We start from the raw sequence: 21474 nt of genomic DNA on the forward strand, positions 1-21474 counted from the left end.
CTTTTTAAGGACTGCAAAGTTAGTAATTTAAATACAGCTAACAAATTACAACTCATATATTTTCAAACATTTACAAAAATTATCTTCCCCAAAACGCCATCTTGCAGCGCCTTTTACAAAAGATTATATGAGTTTTTACCATAAAATAAAAAACCCATCCGCTGATCGCGGACAGGTCTTTTTATTAAATAATATGGATAAAGATCAAACTTTGATCTCTACATCTACTCCACTTGGAAGCTCAATCTTCATCAAAGCATCTACCGTTTTTGAGCTGTTGGAATAAATATCCACTAGCCTCTTATAGGTACACAATTGATATTGATCTCTTGCTTTTTTGTTTACGTGTGGCGACTTCAGTACCGTAAACTTCTCCTTCTTCGTCGGCAAAGGAATCGGTCCAACCACCACTGCTCCGGTAGTTTTTACAGCTTTTACGATTTTCTCTGATGACTTGTCCACCAAAGTATGATCGTAAGACTTAAGTTTTATTCTTATTTTCTGATTCATGTTCAATTAAATTTAGGCCTTAGCTCCTTTTACTTCAGCGATTACACCTTCTGCGATATTATTAGGAACTGGTTCATAGTGAGAGAATGTCAAGGTAGCTGTCGCTCTACCAGAAGAAATCGTTCTAAGGTCAGTAATATAACCAAACAACTCAGACAATGGCACAGCAGCTTTAACTACAGATGAAGTACCTTTGGTATCCATCCCTTTCATCAAACCTCTTCTTCTGTTCAAATCACCAGTGATTGGACCAGTATACTCATCTGGAGTAACCACATCCACAGACATAACAGGCTCCAGCAACTGAGGCTTACACTTCTTAGCTGCTTCTTTGAAACCTAGTCGCGCTGCCAATTCAAAGGAAAGTGCATCGGAATCGACATCGTGGAAGGAACCATGGAACAGTCTCACTTTCATTGCTTCGATAGGATAGCCTGCCAATGGACCGTTCTTCATCGCTTCTTGGAATCCTTTCTGGATAGATGGGATAAATTCTTTTGGAATCACACCACCTACAATACCATTTTCAAATTCCAATCCTGGCTTCACTTCTCCAGTTTCTGGATCTTCTTCTTTTGGTCCTAGTTCGAATACGATATCGGCAAATTTACCTTTACCACCAGTTTGTTTCTTATAAACTTCCTTGTGCTCTACAGAACCAAACAAAGCTTCTTTATAAGCCACTTGAGGAGCACCTTGGGTAATTTCTACCTTAAATTCTCTCTTCAAACGGTCAATGATGATATCCAAGTGAAGCTCGCCCATACCTCTAAGGATGGTCTGGCCAGTTTCATGGTCAGTATTTACCTGAAGGGTAGGATCTTCTTCAACCAACTTAGTGATGGCCATAGACAATTTATCCACATCAGCCTTCGTCTTCGGCTCGATCGCATAACCGATTACCGGCTCAGGGAAGATCATGGACTCCAATACCACTTTTCGATCTTCAGAACACAAGGTATCACCTGTCTTGATATCCTTAAATCCAACTACCGCACCGATATCACCTGCTTCCAGACGTTCGATTTGGTTTTGCTTATTGGCGTGCATTTGGAATACACGTGAGATACGCTCCTTGTTACCTGAACGGCTATTGAATACATAAGACCCTGAATCAAGCACACCTGAGTAAGCCCTTACGAAACACAGACGGCCTACGAAAGGATCCGTAGCAATTTTAAAGGCCAAGCCTGCAAATGGCTCATTGCGGTCAGGAGCAATCGCTACCTGCTTCTCTTCATCATTCAGGTCGTTAGCGATCATATCATGCTTGTCCAGTGGAGAAGGAAGCAATTCCATCACCAAATCAAGCATCGCCTGAACACCTTTATTTTTGAAAGAAGAACCACAAACCATTGGTACAATCTTCATATCAATGGTAGCTGCCCTAAGGGCTGTTAGGATTTCTTCTTCTGTAATAGAACTGGAATCTTCGAAGAATTTCTCCATCAAGGTCTCATCGTATTCAGCTACTGCCTCAAGCAAATGCTCACGGTATTCAGCAACTTCCTCTTTAAGATCTTCAGGAATCGGCACCTCTTCGAAAGTCATTCCCATATCATCTTCGTTCCAGATGATACCGCGGTTATTGATCAAATCAACTACTCCACGGAACCTGTCTTCTGATCCGATTGGGATTTGCAAAGGAACTGCATAGCTGCCCAGCATCTCCTTTACTTGTTTACATACGTCAAGGAAGTTTGCTCCCGCACGGTCCATTTTGTTTACAAAACCGAGACGGGGCACTTTATAGTTATCAGCTAGTCTCCAGTTAGTCTCAGATTGTGGCTCCACACCATCTACTGCACTAAACAAGAACACAAGCCCATCCAATACACGCAGGGAACGGTTCACCTCTACTGTAAAATCCACGTGACCTGGAGTATCGATGATATTGATTTGGTAATTATTATCTCTGTAAGGCCAGAAAACGGTCGTAGCAGCGGAAGTAATGGTAATACCTCTTTCCTGCTCTTGGGACATCCAGTCCATTGTAGCGGCACCATCGTGCACCTCACCTACTTTATGCGAAACGCCTGAATAAAATAGAATCCGCTCGGTGGTTGTCGTTTTACCAGCATCGATGTGAGCAGCAATACCGATGTTTCTTGTAAATTTTAAGTCTCTTGCCATCCTAATTTAAAATCTAAAGTGAGAGAATGCTTTATTGGCTTCTGCCATTCTGTGTGTATCATCTTTTTTCTTCACAGCCGCACCTTCTCCTTTGGATGCAGCGATGATCTCGCCAGCAAGTCGGTCCATCATCGTCTTTTCGCCTCTTCTTCTGGCAAAAGTAATCATCCACTTAATACCAAGTGATGTCTTTCTTTCAGGTCTTACTTCCATTGGTACCTGGAATGTAGCTCCCCCAACCCTACGACTCTTCACCTCTACAGCTGGAGTTATATTGTTAAGCGCTTTTTTCCAAACCTCAAGACCATTCTCACCCAACTTCTCTTCTACTTTATCTACCGCATCGTAGAAGATTCTGTAAGCAATACTCTTCTTCCCATCTACCATAAGGCAGTTCACAAACTTGGTCACCAAAGTATCATTGAACTTCGGATCAGGAAGAATATATCTCTTTTTCGGTTTCGCTTTTCTCATTGTTCAGTTTGTTTTCTATTGTTTATTTTTTGTCCTTAGGACGCTTCGCACCGTACTTGGAGCGACCTTGCTTACGGTCTTTCACTCCTGCTGTATCCAGTGCACCTCGGATGATGTGATAACGCACACCGGGAAGATCCTTCACACGACCACCTCTGATCAATACGATAGAGTGTTCTTGCAAATTGTGTCCTTCTCCTGGAATGTAAGCGTTCACTTCTTTTCCATTTGTCAATCTAACCCTGGCCACTTTTCTCATCGCCGAGTTAGGTTTCTTAGGCGTAGTGGTGTACACCCTTGTACACACACCCCTCCTTTGAGGACAGGCATCCAATGCTCTAGACTTGGATTTTGTCACCAAAGTGGTTCTACCTTTTCTAACTAACTGTTGTATAGTAGGCATTAACTGATAAATTTATTTTACTCCTTTAACATATGAAATTTGGACTGCAAAGGTAACGAAATCGATAAAACAAACAAAATTAAAGAGTTATATTTTGGTTATGCCTCACCAAGCGTCCCACCGAAGTTCATCGGAAATTCAGGCACACCACTTCCACCTTCAATTTTGCCGAAAGCATTTTCGTATTTCTCCACATTGTCCTTAAGCGCCGCCAGCAAACGCTTCGCATGATCCGGCGTCATGATTATCCGTGATTTTACACGGGCCTTGGGCACGCCCGGCATCATGCGGATAAAATCCAACACAAACTCAGAATTGCTATGTGCAATCATGGCCAAATTGGCATAAATACCTTCCGCTACCTCATCGGATAGTTCCACATTGATCTGCTGGTTCTTTTCTTTTTCGTCCTTATTATCTTCCATGACTTTTGCTTATGGGTTTTTCATTATTGCTTACCTGCGCATCGTTTAAGCCCTCAGGTTACAGCACCTTTCTATTTGGCACCTTTGCTTACCGATTTGAGTACAACCGCTCAACAGTACTACAATTCGGCACCATCCCATGTGACTTAATCAAAAAAGGCCTGCAATAAATACAGGCCTTTTGCACTTTTATGAAATTCAAACTACTTAACAGCCTCTTTGGACTTACGGGATTCTCTTTCCTTTTCTGTGGAAGAAAGCTTCTCGTACTCCTCCTTGGATCCTACGATGATGTGTTGGAAATCTCGCTGTCCAGTACCCGCTGGGATAAGATGCCCAACAATTACGTTCTCTTTAAGTCCCAGCAACTCATCACGCTTACCTCGGATGGCTGCTTCACTCAAGACTTTGGTCGTCTCCTGGAAGGAAGCCGCAGAAATAAAGCTTTCTGTACCCAACGATGCCGCGGTAATACCTTGAAGTGTTGGCTTGGATACCGCAGTTTCTGCATCCCTCACCTGAACAAGCTTAAGGTCCTTACGCTTCAGGCTGGAGTTTTCGTCACGAAGTCTTCTGGAAGTGATGATCATACCCGCTTTCAATGTAGAGGAATCACCAGCATCCATAACTACTTTCTTATCTAGGATATTGTCGTTTTCTTCCCTGAAAGCCCACTTATCTACCACCTGTCCTTGTAGGAAACCTGTATCACCAGCATCTAGGATCTCTACTTTCTGCATCATCTGGCTTACGATCACTTCGATATGTTTATCGTTGATCTTCACACCCTGCAGACGGTATACTTCTTGGATCTCATTTACCAGGTATTCCTGAACAGCCGTAGGGCCTTTGATGGATAGAATATCATTTGGAGTGATGGCTCCATCAGAAAGTGGCTCGCCAGCTCTGATAAAGTCATTTTCCTGTACCAAGATGTGCTTGGACAATGATACCATATAACGCTTCTTCACTCCGTCTTTTGACTCGATGAAGATTTCTCTGTTACCTCTTTTGATGCCGCCATAAGTTACGACACCGTCGATTTCAGAAACCACCGCAGGATTGGACGGGTTACGTGCTTCGAACAGCTCAGTTACCCTTGGAAGACCACCGGTAATATCCCGTGTCTTACCTACTGACCGAGGGATTTTCACCAAGATCTGACCGGCTTTCACTTTATCCCCCTCTTCTACTGCCAAGTGTGCTCCCACTGGGATGTTATAGCTCTTGGTTTCGTCACCATAGTTCACCACTACTGCCGGGTTTTTCGTCTTATCCTTGGTATCGATGATTACTTTTTCCTTGTATCCTGTCTGGTCATCGGCCACCTCTTTAAAAGTCACGCCTTCGATGATGGATTCAAAGGAAACCTCACCGTCAAACTCAGAAAGGATTACGGCATTGTACGGATCCCAGGTACAGAGAGAATCCCCTTTGCCGATTTTCTGACCATCTTCCACGTTAAGGATCGCACCATAAGGAACGTGATTAGACGCCAATGTCTTGCCAGATTTGGCATCATTGATCTTGATCTCTCCAGATCGACCCATAACAACTGCTACTGGATCCCCGTCTTTATTGGTGGTATTGATAAACCTGAATTCTTCTTCAAATTCTACGACACCTTCAAATTTCGCATTGATACTTGCCTCTACGGAAATGTTAGATGCAGTACCACCTACGTGGAAGGTTCTCAAGGTAAGCTGTGTACCTGGTTCACCAATAGATTGGGCAGCGATAACACCAACTGATTCTCCATTTTGGACCGCATTGCCACTTGTCAGGTTACGACCATAGCACTTGGTACAGACACCTCTTCTGGATTCACAGGTCAAAACAGATCTGATCTCCACTTCTTCCACTGCTGATTCATCTACTTTCTTGGCCAGCTCATCGGTGATTTCTTCTCCAGATTGAATGATCACTTCCTCTGTAAGTGGATCCACTACATCATGTACTGAAACCCTACCCACAATTCGTTCAGAAAGTGGCTCTACGATTTCGTCATTGTCTTTCAGTGCTTGTACAACAAGCCCCCTCAACGTACCACAATCCTCTTCCGAAACAATAACATCCTGGGCTACATCCACCAATCTTCTGGTCAAATATCCGGCATCGGCTGTTTTCAATGCCGTATCGGCAAGACCTTTACGTGCACCGTGTGTCGAGATAAAGTATTCCAACACATCCAGACCTTCTTTAAAGTTGGAGAGAATTGGGTTTTCGATGATCTCTCCAACAGAACCCTGGAGGTTTTTCTGCGGCTTGGCCATTAATCCCCTCATTCCACCTAGCTGACGGATCTGCTCTCTTGAGCCCCTAGCACCGGAGTGCATCATCATGTAGATGGCGTTGAAGCCTTGCTTATCCTCCTCCATCTGCTTCATCAGGATATTCGTCAGATTGGAGTTGGTTCTCGTCCAGATATCAATTACCTGGTTATATCGCTCATTATCAGTAATCAGACCCATTAGGTAGTTGTTCCATACCTGGTCCACCTCGTCTTTTGCTTTGGTGATCAAAGGATCCTTATCACTTGGAATGATCACATCATTCAATCCCATGGAAAGTCCTCCGGCATAGGCCATCTGGAATCCAAGGTGTTTGATATCATCCAAGAATTGGGCACTACGTGCAATGCCACATATTTTCACTACCTCGGCAATAATTTGCTGAAGTTTCTTTTTGGTCAACAGTTCATTAACATAGCCTACTTCCTCCGGAACAAACTGGTTAAAGATCAATCTACCGGCAACGGTTTCGACAATCTTATCTACCAATTCCCCGTTTTCATCCCTCACGTTAACCTTACATTTAATGTAAGCGTGCTGTGAAATGACTTTTTCGTTCAGGGCGATGATCACATCCTCTTCACCATAGAAGGTCATTCCTTCACCAGCGACCGGCTCTTCTTCGGTAGATCTCCTTCCTTTGGTCACATAATACAGTCCCAATACCATATCCTGAGAAGGTACGGTAATTGGCGCGCCATTGGCTGGGTTAAGGATATTGTGGGATGATAGCATCAAGGTAGATGCCTCCAAAATAGCCTCATGACCAAGTGGCACGTGAACGGCCATCTGGTCACCGTCAAAGTCGGCGTTAAAGGCAGTACACACCAATGGATGCAGCTGGATGGCTTTCCCTTCAATCAATTTCGGCTGGAAAGCTTGAATACCCAATCTGTGCAGTGTAGGAGCCCGGTTAAGCAATACGGGATGTCCCTTCAGGACATTTTCAAGGATATCCCATACCACTGGATCTTTTCTATCTACAATCTTCTTGGCAGATTTTACCGTCTTCACGATGCCCCTTTCTATCAACTTCCTGATAATAAAAGGCTTAAAGAGCTCAGCTGCCATATTTTTTGGCAATCCACACTCATGAAGCTTAAGCTCAGGGCCAACCACGATCACAGAACGTCCCGAATAATCCACACGCTTACCAAGCAAGTTTTGACGGAAACGCCCTTGCTTACCTTTCAACATGTCAGAAAGGGATTTCAGTGCTCTATTTCCATCCGACCTTACGGCATTCACCTTTCTGGAATTATCAAATAGGGAATCAACCGCTTCCTGAAGCATACGCTTCTCGTTACGAAGAATTACTTCTGGAGCTTTGATATCAATAAGTCGTTTTAGACGATTGTTACGGATGATCACCCTTCTGTATAAATCATTAAGGTCAGATGTGGCAAATCGTCCACCATCCAATGGCACTAACGGACGAAGCTCCGGCGGAATCACAGGTACCATCCTCACGACCATCCACTCAGGACGGTTTTCGATTCTGGTTCTAGCATCCCTAAACGCTTCCACTACTTTAAGACGCTTCAGGGCCTCAGCTTTACGCTGCTGTGAAGTATCCGTGGCCGCTTGGTGACGAAGGCTGTAAGACAAATCATCTAAATCCAATCTAGACAATAGCATCTCAATGGCCTCAGCACCCATCTTGGCAATGAATTTATTAGGATCATCATCATCGAGCATTTGGTTCTCTTTTGGAAGCTTATCCATGATATCCAAATACTCGTCTTCTGTTAGAAAATCAAGGTATTGAAGGCCATCTTCTGCCTTGATACCTGGATTGATAACAGCATATCGTTCATAGTATACAATTTGATCCAGCTTCTTGGTAGGCAACCCTAGCAAGTAACCTATTTTATTAGGAAGGGACTTGAAATACCAGATGTGTGCAACAGGAACTACCAGTTCAATGTGTCCCATTCTTTCACGTCGCACCTTCTTCTCGGTCACCTCAACCCCACATCTGTCACAAATAATACCTTTATATCTTATGCGCTTATACTTTCCACAATGACATTCCCAGTCTTTGACGGGGCCAAAAATCCGCTCACAGAAAAGACCACCCATTTCAGGCTTATACGTTCTGTAGTTGATGGTTTCTGGCTGTGTCACCTCACCATGAGAACTATCCAAGATGGATTCCGGAGAAGCCAAACTAATAGTGACCCTGGAAAAGTCGTTGTTTAGTTTTTTATTTTTTCTGAACGCCATAATTTGTTTTGTGCTTATGTGAAGGGCCTTGCGGCCCAATAAGATCTAATTTAGTCGAGTGTGATTTCTAGTGCCAAACCTCTTAGTTCATGAACCAATACATTGAAAGATTCAGGAATATTCGGTTTTGGAAGGTTTTCACCTTTTACAATAGACTCGTAAGCCTTGGCCCTACCAATCACATCATCAGACTTCACCGTAAGAATTTCTTGTAGCACATGGGAAGCACCAAAGGCCTCCAATGCCCAAACTTCCATCTCTCCAAAACGCTGGCCACCAAACTGGGCTTTACCACCCAATGGCTGCTGGGTAATCAGGGAATATGGACCAATCGATCTTGCATGCATCTTATCATCTACCAAGTGACCCAGCTTCAGCATGTAGGCTATACCCACGGTCACAGGCTGATCAAACTGCTTACCTGTAAGTCCATCAAACAGATACGTTCTACCAAAGGATGGTAATCCAGCCAAATCAAGCTCAGCGGCTACTTCCTCAGTGGTAGCACCATCAAAGATCGGTGTTGCATATTTCTTGTTCATCTTCTCACCTGCCCATGCCAATACGGTTTCAAAGATCTGACCGATATTCATACGCGAAGGTACACCAAGTGGGTTAAGTACAATGTCCATTGGTGTTCCATCTTCTAAGAACGGCATATCCTCATCACGAACGATCTTCGCCACGATCCCTTTGTTACCGTGACGACCGGCCATCTTATCACCTACTTTAAGTTTACGCTTCTTGGCCACATAAACTTTGGCAAGTCTGACAATTCCGGCAGGAAGTTCATCACCTACTTCCAAGGTAAACCTGTCTCGCTTAAACCTACCAGAGATTTCATTCCTGGTATTGGTATAGTTTTTCACCAATTGTTGGATCAAGCTGTTGGTATGCTCATCTTCCGTCCAGTCATCAAGGATAATATCAGAGATAAGATTTGCCTCTTCTGGTACATTATAATTACTCTCATCCCGGTAAGGATTCTTGGCAGGGAAGAGATTATTCTCGATGTTTTGATGGTTAAATTTCACACCCTTGCTGATGATTTCATCACCAAACTTGTGCTTAACACCCAAAGAGGTCATCCCATCAAGAATACTGACCAATTTATTGATCATTTTAGCCCTCACACCAAGAAGTTCTTTTGTGTAAGCCTGCTTCAGTTTTTCCACTTCCGCTTTGGCTTTAGCACGCAACTCCTTGTCTTTCTTAGGCCTGGAGAATAATTTGGTTTCGATTACCACACCATTTAGGGATGGAGAAGCCTTCAGAGAGGCATCTTTCACATCACCTGCTTTGTCACCGAAGATCGCTCTAAGGAGCTTCTCCTCTGGAGTAGGATCCGTTTCCCCTTTTGGCGTAATCTTACCGATAATGATATCACCCTCTTTCAGCTCTGCACCGATACGGATGATGCCATTTTCGTCTAGATTCTTAACAGCCTCTTCAGATACGTTTGGAATTTCTGAAGTCAATTCTTCCTCGCCACGTTTGGTATCCCTTACTTCTAGTTGGAATTCCTCTACGTGGATGGAAGTAAAGATATCTTCCCGAACCACACGCTCGGAAATCACAATCGCATCCTCGAAGTTATATCCTTGCCATGGCATGTAAGCCACTTTCAGGTTTTTACCAAGCGCCAATTCTCCCTGATTGGTGGAATATCCCTCTACCAATACCTGGCCTTTTGTCACACGTTGCCCCTTCAGCACCAGTGGTGTCAGGTTAATGGTCGTATCTTGGTTGGTTCTTCTAAATTTGATCAAGTCATAAGACTTATATTCGTCGCTGAAGTTCACCAATAGCTCATCATCGCTCAAGTCATACTTGATGACAATTTTCTTGGCATCTACAAAATCAACGACACCATCCGCCTCAGCAATGATCAGTGAACGGGAATCCACAGCGGCTTTGGCTTCCAGACCTGTACCTACTATAGGCGATTCAGCCTTGAGAAGTGGCACGGCCTGACGCTGCATGTTGGATCCCATCAGGGCACGGTTGGCATCATCGTGCTCCAAGAAAGGAATCAAGGATGCGGCCACGGACACAATCTGGTTTGGCGCCACGTCCATATAACTGATCTCTTTCGGCTCCAGCACCGGGAAGTCACCTTCGTAGCGCGCCTTTACACGATCGTTTACAAAGCTTCCATCTGCTTCTAACGGTGCATTGGCCTGGGCGATGTTATTATTATCTTCCTCCTCTGCAGTAAGGAATACAATATCTTCTGATTCCATTCCGGCCTTTCCTTCTTTCACCTTTCTATATGGTGTTTCCAAGAAGCCCATGGAATTCACTTTGGCGTGTACACAAAGAGATGAAATCAGTCCAATATTTGGTCCCTCAGGAGTCTCAATCGTACATAGACGACCGTAGTGCGTATAGTGAACATCTCGTACCTCAAAACCTGCACGCTCCCGGGAAAGACCACCTGGCCCCAAAGCTGACAATCTACGCTTGTGCGTAAGTTCTGCCAGTGGGTTAGTCTGATCCATAAACTGGGATAGTTGGTTGGTACCAAAGAAAGAATTGATCACTGAGGACAATGTCCTTGCATTGATCAGGTCAACAGGCTTAAAGTCCTCGTTATCCCTTACGTTCATTCTTTCTCGGATAGTTCTTGCCATTCTCGCAAGTCCTACGCCGAACTGGCTATATAATTGCTCCCCAACGGTTCTTACCCTCCTATTGCTCAAGTGGTCAATATCATCGACCACCGCTTTGGAATTAATAAGACCGATCAGGTATTTTACGATATTAATGATATCTTCTGTCGTCAGAACGATCTTCTCCGCTTCGATATCAAGCCCGAGTTTCTTATTGATCCTGTAACGACCTACTTCACCAAGATCGTATCGCTTATCAGAGAAGAACAGGCCATGGATAACCTCTCTGGCAGTGGCTTCGTCAGGAGCCTCTGTGTTACGCAGTTGTCGGTAAATCACCTCCACTGCCTCTTTCTCAGAGTTTGAATTATCTTTCTGAAGCGTATTGTAAATGATGGAGTAATCCGCGATGTTGACATCATCTCGGTGAAGGATCACACTCTTTGCCCCTGAATCCAGGATCAATTCAATGTCCTCATCAGTCAGCACAGAATCCCTTTCCAACAACACTTCGTTTCGGTCAATAGAAACTACTTCACCAGTATCCTCATCCACAAAATCCTCTACCCAGGTTTTCAAAACACGGGCAGCTAGTTTCCTACCGACAATCTTCTTAAGGTTGGATTTAGTAGCATCAATTTCTTCTGATAGGCCAAATAAGTCCAAGATTGCTTTATCAGAACCATAACCAATAGCTCTCAAAAGAGTGGTAACTGGGAATTTTTTCTTTCTGTCGATGTAAGCATACATGACATTATTGATATCCGTAGCGAATTCTATCCAAGATCCCTTAAACGGAATAATTCGGGCAGAATACAGCTTGGTACCGTTAGTGTGTTTACTTTGCGCAAAGAACACCCCTGGAGACCTATGAAGCTGGGATACGATTACCCTTTCCGCGCCGTTAATGACAAAAGAGCCCTTTTCGGTCATATACGGAAGGTTTCCCAAGAATACTTCCTGTTCTATTGTTTCAAAATCCTCATTGTCCTCATCAGAGCATAACAAGCGAAGCTTTGCCTTCAATGGAACAGAGTAAGTCAACCCTCTGTCAATACATTCACCCACACTATATTTAGGCGGATCTACGGTATAATCAATAAATTCAAGTGTGAAGTTTTCTCTGGAGTCACTTATCGGGAAGTTCTCCGAGAACACCTTGAAAAGCCCATCCTGTCTCCTCTTTTCAGCGGGGGTATCCAATTGGAAAAAATCTTTGAATGATTGTAACTGGATATCGAGGAAATCCGGATAGTCTTTGACCACCTTAATAGATGAGAAACTTTTCCTTTCGGTTTGATTCTGGATAGCCAAGGCAGTATATGTTTATAGTGATAATAAATAACTGAATGCGGCAATTTCCGCTTAGAATAGTGCAATTTTAAAACTGTGCACAAACAGGAAAAGACCTGACTTAAAAGTCAGGTCTAATCAATAACCTACATCTTATCAGATGAGGTTATTCAAATTATTTAAGCTCTACTTCAGCACCAGCTTCCTCAAGTTGCTTCTTAAGTGCTTCTGCTTCGTCTTTTGCGATTCCTTCTTTGATAGCCTTAGGAGCGCTGTCTACTACTTCTTTAGCTTCCTTAAGACCAAGACCGGTCAATTCTTTAACCAATTTCACTACTGCAAGTTTCTGTCCACCAGCAGCTTTAAGAACTACATCGAAAGAAGACTTTTCTTCTTCACCAGCACCTTCACCAGCACCACCAGCTACCATTACTGGAGCAGCTGCAGCAGCAGGTTCGATACCATACTCTTCTTTCAATATTTCGGCTAATTCACTAACCTCTTTAACAGTCAAGTTAACTAACTGCTCAGCGAATGCTTTAAGATCTGCCATTGTATTATTATTTAAAATTAACTGATTTTTTTACTTAATTGATTTGAATGATATTATGATTCTCTTTCAGAAAGAGTCTTAACAAGCCCAGCCAATGTGTCTTGTCCACCCTGTAGTGCGGAAATAACATTTTTGGCAGGAGACTGAAGCAATCCGATAACTTCGCCCAATAGTTCTTCTTTGGATTTCAAAGAAGCCAACATGTCGAGGTTGTTTTCACCAACCACTACATCACTGTCTATGGAAGCACCTTTAAATACCGGCCTCGTCTCTTTTGAACCTGCTTTTTTTCGATAGTCCTTGATTACTTTTGCAGGCAAGTTTGCAGTCTCTGCCGCAAAAATGATTCCTGAAAAGCCTTTAAGAACACTGTCTAATTCTGAGAAGTCTGCGTCAAGATTATTCAGAGCTTGTTTAATAAACGTGTTTTTATATACACGGTATTCTACTCCTTTCTCATAACACATTCTTCTGAAAGTATTTACCTGAGCAACAGTGAAACCAGAGGCATCTGTGATATAGAAATGCGGAGTTTCTTTGAATTTCTCGGTAAGACTTTCGATTATTGCTTTCTTTTCCTCTCTAGTCATAATTAAATACCTTGAATACTCCCCTTATCAATTGCAATACCAGGAGACATTGTGCTAGATAAATGTATACTCTTGAAGTACGTCCCTTTAGAAGATGCAGGCTTCAATTTAGAAATCGTATTGATCAGTTCTTGGGCATTCTCTTGAATCTTATCAGGATCAAAAGAAACCTTACCTACACTAGCATGTACGATACCGAACTTATCTACTTTAAAATCTATTTTACCACCTTTTACTTCTTTCACTGCCTTCCCTACTTCTAGGGTAACAGTTCCAGACTTAGGGTTAGGCATCAGGCCTCTAGGACCTAGCACTCTACCTAATCTACCTACTTTTGCCATTACGTTGGGCATGGTGATGATCACATCGATATCAGTCCATCCACCTTCGATTTTGGCAATATAGTCATCCAAGCCGACGTAGTCAGCTCCAGCTTCTTTCGCTTCTTCTTCCTTGTCCGGTGTACAAAGTACCAATACTTTTACGTCTTTTCCGGTTCCATGGGGCAAAGCTACCACGCCTCTTACCATTTGATCAGCTTTTCGCGGATCTACACCCAAACGGATGTCAAGATCTACAGAAGCGTCAAATTTCACAGCAGTGATGTCTTTGACAATCGAAGAAGCCTCAGTAAGGGAGTACTGCTGGCTTGGGTCGTACTTAGAAAGAGCTTCTTTTTGCTTTTTTGTTAACTTAGCCATTGTTTTATGTTTATTCCTCCCAAGGAGCTTTTCCTGAAACTGTGATTCCCATACTTCTTGCCGTTCCTGCAACCATTTTCATTGCAGACTCCACCTTAAAGGCGTTCAAGTCAGGCATCTTCACCTCAGCAATTTCTTTTACCTGATCCCAGGATACTGAACCTACTTTTTTCCTGTTTGGCTCTGGTGAACCTCCTTTTAGCTTCGCAGCCTCTAACAGCAGGTTTGCCGCTGGAGGAGTTTTGATCACGAAATCAAAGGACTTGTCAGAATAAATCGTAACAAGGACAGGTAGAAGTTGACCCATTTTTTCCTGAGTTCTGGCATTAAACTGCTTACAGAACTCCATGATGTTCAAACCCTTGGCACCAAGGGCCGGACCAACAGGAGGAGATGGATTTGCCTGGCCACCTTTCACCTGTAATTTCAGATAACCAGTAATTTCCTTAGCCATTTCCTAGTCTTGTTTTTCTACTTGCATAAAGTTTAACTCAACAGGGGTGTTTCGGCCGAAAATCTTAACCATAACATTAAGTTTTTTCTTGTCCTCAAACACCTCTTCTATCGTTCCCGAGAAACCACTAAAGGGACCATCCATTACTTTTATGGTCTCTCCGACTATATATGGCGTATCAAGCTTCTCAGCAAACTCATCAATCCCTTCAACCCTACCTAAGATACGGTTGATCTCTGATTGTCGTAATGGCTCAGGAGTCTTGGAAGCTCCTCCTGCGTTTGCACCTAGAAACCCGATAACACCCGGGATACTCGTGATTACGTGATTGGCTTCACCATGGGACAAATCCGCATTAACCAAAACATAGCCAGGAAAGAAGTTTCTCTCTCTGACTCTCTTTTTGCCATTGCGCATTTCATATACTTTTTCAGAAGGTATCAACACCTCGGGAATATAATCCTCCAGTTTCTGCCGGGTGATCTCGTTGTCCAAATATGATTTGGCCTTCTTCTCTTGCCCTGCTACCACTCTGAGTACATACCATTTATGTTCTGCCATCAGTAACTATTGATTCTATTTAGAATAAATCATAAAACCATTTCATGATGTTCTCAAAGCCCAAATTAATCAAGCCGATTACTACAGCAAAGATCAACGAGGCAACAAGAACCAACACAGCATTGCTTTGCAATGAAGAATATTTCGGCCATGTAACCTTGTTCTTCATTTCGTCTATTGACTCTACAACAAAGTTTTTTACGTTCATGTTCTATGATTTTAATTGCACGGGCAGAGAGATTCGAACTCCCATCAACGGTTTTGGAGACCGCTATTCTGCCATTGAACTATGCCCGTGTTTCCTTTTACAACCCAAAAGGAATGCAAAAGTAGGTAATAATCTATAAAGAAACAAATGCGATCCTGAAAAATTCAGGATCGCATCTTATATATCTTGATCAATTATGATTAGTCAAGAATTTCAGTTACCTGACCGGCACCTACTGTTCTACCACCCTCACGGATCGCAAAACGTAGGCCTTTTTCCAAGGCAACTTTGTTGATCAATTGTACTTCCATGGTGATGTTATCACCTGGCATTACCATCTCAACGTTCTCAGGAAGCTTCACTTCACCAGTTACGTCTGTGGTTCTCAAGTAGAACTGTGGACGGTATTTGTTAAAGAATGGAGTGTGACGTCCACCTTCTTCTTTAGACAGTACGTAAACCTCAGCCTTGAAAAGAGAGTGAGGAGTTACCGAACCTGGCTTACAGATGATCATACCTCTCTTGATTTGAGCTTTCTCAATACCTCTAAGAAGTAGTCCTACGTTATCACCAGCTTCACCTCTGTCCAAAATCTTACGGAACATCTCAACACCAGTTACGGTGGACTTAAGGCCTTCAGCTCCCATACCGATGATATCAACGGCATCGCCAGAGTTGATCACGCCTCTTTCTACTCTACCAGTAGCTACAGTACCACGACCAGTGATCGAGAATACGTCCTCTACAGGCATCAAGAAGTCTTTGTCTACTAGACGCTCAGGAAGTGGAATGTAGTTATCTACAGCTTCCATCAATTCCATCACTTTTTCTTCCCACTTGTCTTCACCGTTAAGGGCACCAAGTGCTGAACCTTGGATAACGGGGATGTTGTCTCCATCAAAGTCATAGAAAGAAAGCAATTCTCTTACTTCCATATCTACAAGCTCAAGAAGCTCTTCGTCATCTACCAAGTCAACTTTGTTCAAGAAAACAACAAGTGCAGGAACACCTACCTGACGAGCAAGAAGGATGTGCTCTCTCGTTTGAGGCATCGGTCCGTCAGTGGCTGCAACTACTAGAATAGCTCCGTCCATCTGCGCAGCACCAGTTACCATGTTTTTCACGTAGTCAGCGTGACCAGGACAGTCAACGTGTGCATAGTGTCTTGATTCAGTTTGATACTCTACGTGTGAAGTATTGATAGTGATACCTCTTTCTTTCTCTTCTGGAGCGTTATCGATAGAAGAGAAGTCTCTTAATTCAGAAAGACCTTTTCTAGCCAATACAGTTGTAATGGCAGCAGTCAAGGTAGTCTTACCGTGATCGACGTGACCAATAGTACCGATATTTACGTGCGGTTTGGAACGGTCAAAGGTTGCTTTTGCCATGCGTGAAAATCCTCTGTTTAGTTAATGATATGAATTAGTTAAATTATGCTAATGTCATTGAGCCAACGACGGGATTTGAACCCGTGACCTCGTCCTTACCAAGGAAGCGCTCTACCCCTGAGCTACGTCGGCTGATAACATCGATTATCTATGCCTCATAAATAAGCATAGAGCGGGAGACGAGGCTCGAACCCGCGACCTGCAGCTTGGAAGGCTGCCGCTCTACCAACTGAGCTACTCCCGCTTATTACTCTATCTAGTTTTTTATACTGACACCCCGACCTTAAATCTCGAAAGTCAATTATAACACTTCGTGATCGTACAGCTGGGCATATTTTTCACATACCAAAATCTTGCAAAAGAATATCAACTCTTGACAATAGTTTCAATCGTCGCCTTACTTTTTGAAAAACTTTTGCTGTATGATTTCCACAAATTTATAAAAATCTATGGAAATATAAAGTGTGGGGGAAACAGGATTCGAACCTGTGAAGACATAAGTCAACGGATTTACAGTCCGTCCCAGTTGGCCGCTTTGGTATTCCCCCAAATCAGTATTTCAATCCGCTAAGCCCTTTTTCGAACGCGTTTGTTCTTTTTTGTTTGTCTTAACGGATGGCAAAATTATACCCTTTTCTGTAACATTCAAAATATTGAACAAAAATTCCTGAAGTTTTTTTCTACCTTTTTATTAAGGTTTTCGAAATCAGGGAATTAATTTTCATCTCCATATGGCGACAAGAAATACTTTTCACTGTTTTTAATGGATTCTTCAGATTCTTGGTCAAATATATCGTTGGCCTTTTCCAGGACGCCCTCCTCATCAATAAAACCAAAAAGTGCCTGGAATGCCGCAAACCTTACATACGGTGAGGTGTGCTTCATCCCCGTCTGATAGAGCTTTTCTATCGCCCGATCACTGCCTTCACTGGGCAGCTTTACAAAGTAATCCCCATAATAACCGATCAGGTAGTATAAATCTTGACCGGATGTACGGTCATAGACCTCGTGTAACCACGCTCCTTTTCCAGGTGTTTCTTGTTGTGTATAAAAATCAATCAGTGGGATAAGCATTCGGATACTCTGCTCATTTTCGAAGGCACTTGCTACCTTATGTTTTTCCAATCCTTCCTCCTTCATATGCAGATAGGCATCCAATGCAGCCCCGGCCACGTAATACGAAGAATCCTCCATCCAAAGCATGTAATCACTGCCATAATCCCCTCCTCCACTTGAAGCCAATACCGTGATGGCACTTGCTTGGACGCTGTTGCTTTTGTCCTCATTTGCTAGCGCCAATAATGTCTCCTCCATCCCAAATGACAAAATACTGTCGCCAAAGCTATTAAGCGTAACTTCTCGGATCGGCCAGAAATCGTCTGTCAATCCCAAACGTACCAATTCCTCTACAGCTGCCCTGTCCAGCGACCGCTTACTCAAGCTATCCAAGGCCTCATACCGTGCCACGCCAAAATCTGAATCGGTAAACTGTGCTTTCAACTGCTCGTCACTCCTGGCTGTATGCTTTACGGCAAGGAGCACTTTTCGCTCATCAAAATAGGCATGGGTGATCGGGACATCATTTTCCAGTTCAAACCGCCCTTTCCTTTCCTGAAGGACAAACTCCCTGGAAACGCGCGCTCCATCCACATACCAACTCACCTCAAAAGGTAAAACATACAAAGGAGTATCCCCGAAGTCCTGCTGCTGTGTCACCGTCAACACCACATTTTCTGGCCGGCTGTAATCGAAATCTATTTCCAAAACAGGATGGCCAGATGCCAAAAACCATTGGTCAAAAAACCAGTTCAGGTCTTTGCCGCTCGTTTCTTCCAATGCTAGCCTGAGGTCGTGAATCTCCACTGCACGAAAAGCATGCTTGGTCAGGTAATTGTTTAGCCCCGCAAAAAACGCTTCATTTCCCAAATAATCCCGCAACATATGAAGCACCCTTCCGCCTTTGGCGTAAGAATGGCTGTCAAACATGTCCTCATTTTGCTCATACTCAAAGCGAATAAGGTCCACCTGTTTTTCTTCCGCTTCCCAAAGGTAGGTCTCCAACTCCCCAATATGGTGAAGAGCTGCAGCATCCCTTCCCTCTTTGTGCTCATACCACAAATATTCCCCATAATTCGCAAAAGCTTCATTTAGTGGCAAATTTGACCAAGACTCTGTGGTCACGTAGTCTCCAAACCAATGGTGAAAAAGCTCATGGGCAATGATCCCATCATATTCGGAGTCTATCGCTTCCCGAGCATTCATGTTGAGCTCCTCCATAAAAATGGAAACAGTGGTGTTTTCCATCGCTCCGGATACAAAATCCCTCACTACCACCTGATCGTACTTTGGCCAAGGATATGGTACTCCTAGCAGATCGGAGAAAAAACCCATCATCTCCGGCGTCCTACCAAACACTTTTTGGGCTCCTTCGGCAAATTGCCCCTCTACATAATAACCAAGCGGCACACCATTCCACTGGGACGACACACGCTCAAATTCCCCTATCGCGAATGCCAGCAAATAGGGCGCGGCAGGTTTCTCCATCACCCAGTGATCGGCACGCATGCCATTTCCTAGCTTTTCTTGTGCTGTCAGCTTGCCATTGCTCACTGTGGTGAACCTATCCTCCACGGTGAGCCTAAGGTCATGCGTAGCGCGTTCATTTGGAGCATCGATGGTCGGAAACCACTTGGAGTTATGGTCTGTTTCTCCCTGGGTCCATATTTGGATCGGCTTCACTTCTTTTCCGGTGGGATTGATAAAATAAAGCCCTTGTGTATCGGTAATCGCCTCGCTGCCATTCCCGCTATTTCTACTTGGGTGGGCGGTATAGCGGATGTGTATAGTAAGCGTGTCCTCAGCTGCAAAAGTCGCCGGAAGCCGAATTTCCAACTGCTGCGAATCATATCGATAATCCAGAGGCTGGCGAGAGTCCCCAAAACTGACGCTATGCAGATCAAAGTCCTGGGCATCAAGCACCAGTTCGGATTGGGAATAAAAATAAGGGCTCAGCAATAATCCCGCCTCCCCATGTACCAACTCCCTCTCCCTGTCAAAACGTAAATCCAAGGAAGTATGTAGCAAATCAAACTTTCTTTCGGGTGTGGCCCTATAATCTTTTATGGCGCTTTCGAGCGTTCCTGCCACCTTCCGGACATCACCTGAATCCTTCTTCTCAATCACCGTTGACGACCACTCATTGGCAGTGGGGATGGTGGGTTTACGGACACTGCAAGCACCGATCAACAGTATTCCCCATAAAAAACAAAAAGAGAATCTTACATTCATAAAGGTCAATTAAAGATAAATTGTATATTTATATGTTAAAACAGCACAAATGTACTCAGTTACTGTAAACGAAAAAAACTTTAGTATTGAGCAGGATGGAGGAGACTTTTTGATTAATGGGACCGCCATAGACTGGGAAATAAACCCAATAGACAACCGTCATTTTCATATTATCAGAGGGCACACATCTCACGTCGTGGAAGTGGTAAGGCTGGATGCCGCTAAAAAAGAGTTGACCTTAAAAATCAACAATAAATCCGCTGAGATCAGGATCAAGGACAAGTTTGATCTCTTATTGGAAAAACTGGGCATGAATGACCATGCCAATAATAAACTATCCTCCGTCAATGCACCGATGCCAGGGCTGATCTTGGAAATCAGTGTGGAAGAGGGGGACACGGTCACCAAAGACCAGCCCTTGATGATACTGGAAGCCATGAAAATGGAAAATATTATTAAATCCCCTGGAGATGGCAAGATCAAAAAAATAACGGTTGCTACAGGGGAAAGTGTAGAAAAAAAACAGGTCTTGATACAATTTTAGAAACGATCGTTTAGTTTTCTGCTCTCAAGAATTTATATTTGTCGAGTTTATCTATTCATTAATAAATCAATAATTGGCAGGCTAGCTAACCAACTTTACTTATGAAATACAAACGAATTCTGCTCAAACTCAGCGGTGAAGCTTTGATGGGGCCCAATGGCTACGGTATTGACTCTGAAAAACTAAAGCAATACACCCAGGAAATCAAAAAAGTGAAAGAACTGGGCGTCGAGCTCGCCATTGTCATTGGAGGCGGAAACATTTTTAGAGGTGTACAGGGAGAGAAAGTAGGAATAGACCGTGTACAAGGAGATTATATGGGAATGCTGGCCACACTGATCAACGCCATGGCCCTACAAAGCTCCCTCGAACAAAACGAGATGTACACCAGACTTATGTCAGGCATCAAGATCGAAAGTGTCTGCGAGCCTTTTATACGCAGAAGGGCCATTCGTCATTTGGAAAAAGGACGAATTGTCATTTTCGGTGCAGGAATCGGCAACCCCTACTTTACTACGGACTCCACGGCCAGCCTAAGGGCCATTGAAATCGAGGCCGATGTGGTCTTGAAAGGCACACGCGTGGACGGTGTCTATACCGCTGATCCAGAAAAAGATAAAACTGCCGAAAGATATACCAACATTTCCTTTCAGGAAGTCTATGAAAAAAACCTGAATGTAATGGACATGACTGCCTTTACACTCTGTCAGGAAAACAACCTGCCCATTATTGTGTTTGACATGAACAAAGCCGGCAACTTGGAAGATTTGGTAAAAGGAGAAGAAGTTGGTACTTTAATTACCTCAAATTAAGTAAAAAT

The 21474-nt window shown here is 43.5% G+C and carries 17 protein-coding genes and 4 tRNA genes; 2 read left to right on the top strand and 19 right to left on the bottom strand.

The genetic code is table 11. The features are described from left to right. Positions 1-204: 204 nt before the first annotated feature. From rpsJ to FDP09_RS01315, 19 genes are all read right to left on the bottom strand, one after another. Entirely contained in the window at positions 205-510 is a 306-nt protein-coding gene (rpsJ, locus tag FDP09_RS01225; RefSeq protein ID WP_015264118.1) for a 30S ribosomal protein S10, read from the bottom strand. A 12-nt stretch (positions 511-522) separates the two neighbouring features. Further along, a complete protein-coding gene (fusA, locus tag FDP09_RS01230) occupies positions 523-2643 on the bottom strand; it encodes an elongation factor G (protein WP_137400924.1) in 2121 nt (706 codons plus the stop codon). A gap of 6 nt (positions 2644-2649) precedes the next feature. Then, entirely contained in the window at positions 2650-3117 is a 468-nt protein-coding gene (gene rpsG / locus FDP09_RS01235; protein WP_015264120.1) for a 30S ribosomal protein S7, read from the bottom strand. Positions 3118-3139: 22 nt separating this feature from the next. Continuing rightward, the gene (rpsL, locus tag FDP09_RS01240) at positions 3140-3520 is read right to left on the bottom strand and encodes a 30S ribosomal protein S12 (protein WP_015264121.1); all 381 of its coding nucleotides are present in this window, start codon (positions 3518-3520) and stop codon (positions 3140-3142) included. A gap of 98 nt (positions 3521-3618) precedes the next feature. Continuing rightward, positions 3619-3945, bottom strand: a complete 327-nt coding sequence (locus FDP09_RS01245) for a DUF3467 domain-containing protein (RefSeq protein WP_137400925.1) — start codon at positions 3943-3945, stop codon at positions 3619-3621. A gap of 203 nt (positions 3946-4148) precedes the next feature. Beyond that, positions 4149-8462: a DNA-directed RNA polymerase subunit beta' gene (gene rpoC, locus FDP09_RS01250; protein ID WP_137400926.1), complete on the bottom strand. Its 4314-nt coding sequence runs from the start codon at positions 8460-8462 to the stop codon at positions 4149-4151. 50 nt (positions 8463-8512) lie between these two features. Further along, complete coding sequence (gene rpoB, locus FDP09_RS01255; RefSeq protein WP_137400927.1) at positions 8513-12388, bottom strand: DNA-directed RNA polymerase subunit beta; 3876 nt, start codon at positions 12386-12388, stop codon at positions 8513-8515. 154 nt (positions 12389-12542) lie between these two features. Next, positions 12543-12920 carry a 50S ribosomal protein L7/L12 gene (rplL, locus tag FDP09_RS01260; RefSeq protein WP_112783436.1) on the bottom strand — a complete coding sequence of 126 codons (378 nt, stop codon included), beginning with the start codon at positions 12918-12920 and terminating at the stop codon, positions 12543-12545. 53 nt (positions 12921-12973) lie between these two features. Further along, positions 12974-13510 carry a 50S ribosomal protein L10 gene (gene rplJ, locus FDP09_RS01265; RefSeq protein ID WP_137400928.1) on the bottom strand — a complete coding sequence of 179 codons (537 nt, stop codon included), beginning with the start codon at positions 13508-13510 and terminating at the stop codon, positions 12974-12976. Positions 13511-13512: 2 nt separating this feature from the next. Further along, positions 13513-14211 carry a 50S ribosomal protein L1 gene (rplA, locus tag FDP09_RS01270; protein ID WP_137400929.1) on the bottom strand — a complete coding sequence of 233 codons (699 nt, stop codon included), beginning with the start codon at positions 14209-14211 and terminating at the stop codon, positions 13513-13515. Between the two features lie 10 nt (positions 14212-14221). After that, positions 14222-14665: a 50S ribosomal protein L11 gene (gene rplK, locus FDP09_RS01275; RefSeq protein WP_015264128.1), complete on the bottom strand. Its 444-nt coding sequence runs from the start codon at positions 14663-14665 to the stop codon at positions 14222-14224. Positions 14666-14668: 3 nt separating this feature from the next. Continuing rightward, positions 14669-15226: a transcription termination/antitermination protein NusG gene (gene nusG / locus FDP09_RS01280; protein WP_015264129.1), complete on the bottom strand. Its 558-nt coding sequence runs from the start codon at positions 15224-15226 to the stop codon at positions 14669-14671. A 19-nt stretch (positions 15227-15245) separates the two neighbouring features. After that, complete coding sequence (secE, locus tag FDP09_RS01285; RefSeq protein ID WP_015264130.1) at positions 15246-15434, bottom strand: preprotein translocase subunit SecE; 189 nt, start codon at positions 15432-15434, stop codon at positions 15246-15248. 18 nt (positions 15435-15452) lie between these two features. Beyond that, positions 15453-15523: transfer RNA gene (locus tag FDP09_RS01290), tRNA-Trp, on the bottom strand. A gap of 111 nt (positions 15524-15634) precedes the next feature. Next, positions 15635-16822, bottom strand: a complete 1188-nt coding sequence (gene tuf / locus FDP09_RS01295) for an elongation factor Tu (RefSeq protein WP_137400930.1) — start codon at positions 16820-16822, stop codon at positions 15635-15637. Between the two features lie 60 nt (positions 16823-16882). Beyond that, positions 16883-16954: transfer RNA gene (locus tag FDP09_RS01300), tRNA-Thr, on the bottom strand. 39 nt (positions 16955-16993) lie between these two features. After that, positions 16994-17066 (bottom strand) — tRNA-Gly (locus FDP09_RS01305). Between the two features lie 221 nt (positions 17067-17287). After that, positions 17288-17370 (bottom strand) — tRNA-Tyr (locus FDP09_RS01310). A 166-nt stretch (positions 17371-17536) separates the two neighbouring features. Next, a complete protein-coding gene (locus FDP09_RS01315) occupies positions 17537-20110 on the bottom strand; it encodes a M1 family metallopeptidase (RefSeq protein ID WP_137400931.1) in 2574 nt (857 codons plus the stop codon). Positions 20111-20159: 49 nt separating this feature from the next. Between FDP09_RS01315 and FDP09_RS01320 the strand changes: the two genes are divergently transcribed. Beyond that, positions 20160-20654 carry an acetyl-CoA carboxylase biotin carboxyl carrier protein subunit gene (locus tag FDP09_RS01320; RefSeq protein WP_137400932.1) on the top strand — a complete coding sequence of 165 codons (495 nt, stop codon included), beginning with the start codon at positions 20160-20162 and terminating at the stop codon, positions 20652-20654. A 101-nt stretch (positions 20655-20755) separates the two neighbouring features. Further along, positions 20756-21466 carry a UMP kinase gene (gene pyrH, locus FDP09_RS01325; RefSeq protein WP_137400933.1) on the top strand — a complete coding sequence of 237 codons (711 nt, stop codon included), beginning with the start codon at positions 20756-20758 and terminating at the stop codon, positions 21464-21466. Positions 21467-21474 lie beyond the last annotated feature (8 nt).

It is taken from the genome of Echinicola rosea, from assembly GCF_005281475.1.
Classification (GTDB): Bacteria; Bacteroidota; Bacteroidia; order Cytophagales; family Cyclobacteriaceae; genus Echinicola; species Echinicola rosea.

Excerpts from the sequence above, each read along its gene's own strand:
- rpsJ (WP_015264118.1), bottom strand. The coding sequence starts at position 510 with ATGAATCAGAAAATAAGAATAAAACTTAAGTCTTACGATCATACTTTG.
- fusA (WP_137400924.1), bottom strand. The coding sequence starts at position 2,643 with ATGGCAAGAGACTTAAAATTTACAAGAAACATCGGTATTGCTGCTCAC.
- rpsG (WP_015264120.1), bottom strand. The coding sequence starts at position 3,117 with ATGAGAAAAGCGAAACCGAAAAAGAGATATATTCTTCCTGATCCGAAG.
- rpsL (WP_015264121.1), bottom strand. The coding sequence starts at position 3,520 with ATGCCTACTATACAACAGTTAGTTAGAAAAGGTAGAACCACTTTGGTG.
- FDP09_RS01245 (WP_137400925.1), bottom strand. The coding sequence starts at position 3,945 with ATGGAAGATAATAAGGACGAAAAAGAAAAGAACCAGCAGATCAATGTG.
- rpoC (WP_137400926.1), bottom strand. The coding sequence starts at position 8,462 with ATGGCGTTCAGAAAAAATAAAAAACTAAACAACGACTTTTCCAGGGTC.
- rplL (WP_112783436.1), bottom strand. The coding sequence starts at position 12,920 with ATGGCAGATCTTAAAGCATTCGCTGAGCAGTTAGTTAACTTGACTGTT.
- rplJ (WP_137400928.1), bottom strand. The coding sequence starts at position 13,510 with ATGACTAGAGAGGAAAAGAAAGCAATAATCGAAAGTCTTACCGAGAAA.
- rplA (WP_137400929.1), bottom strand. The coding sequence starts at position 14,211 with ATGGCTAAGTTAACAAAAAAGCAAAAAGAAGCTCTTTCTAAGTACGAC.
- rplK (WP_015264128.1), bottom strand. The coding sequence starts at position 14,665 with ATGGCTAAGGAAATTACTGGTTATCTGAAATTACAGGTGAAAGGTGGC.
- nusG (WP_015264129.1), bottom strand. The coding sequence starts at position 15,226 with ATGGCAGAACATAAATGGTATGTACTCAGAGTGGTAGCAGGGCAAGAG.
- secE (WP_015264130.1), bottom strand. The coding sequence starts at position 15,434 with ATGAACGTAAAAAACTTTGTTGTAGAGTCAATAGACGAAATGAAGAAC.
- tuf (WP_137400930.1), bottom strand. The coding sequence starts at position 16,822 with ATGGCAAAAGCAACCTTTGACCGTTCCAAACCGCACGTAAATATCGGT.
- FDP09_RS01315 (WP_137400931.1), bottom strand. The coding sequence starts at position 20,110 with ATGAATGTAAGATTCTCTTTTTGTTTTTTATGGGGAATACTGTTGATC.
- FDP09_RS01320 (WP_137400932.1), top strand. The coding sequence starts at position 20,160 with ATGTACTCAGTTACTGTAAACGAAAAAAACTTTAGTATTGAGCAGGAT.
- pyrH (WP_137400933.1), top strand. The coding sequence starts at position 20,756 with ATGAAATACAAACGAATTCTGCTCAAACTCAGCGGTGAAGCTTTGATG.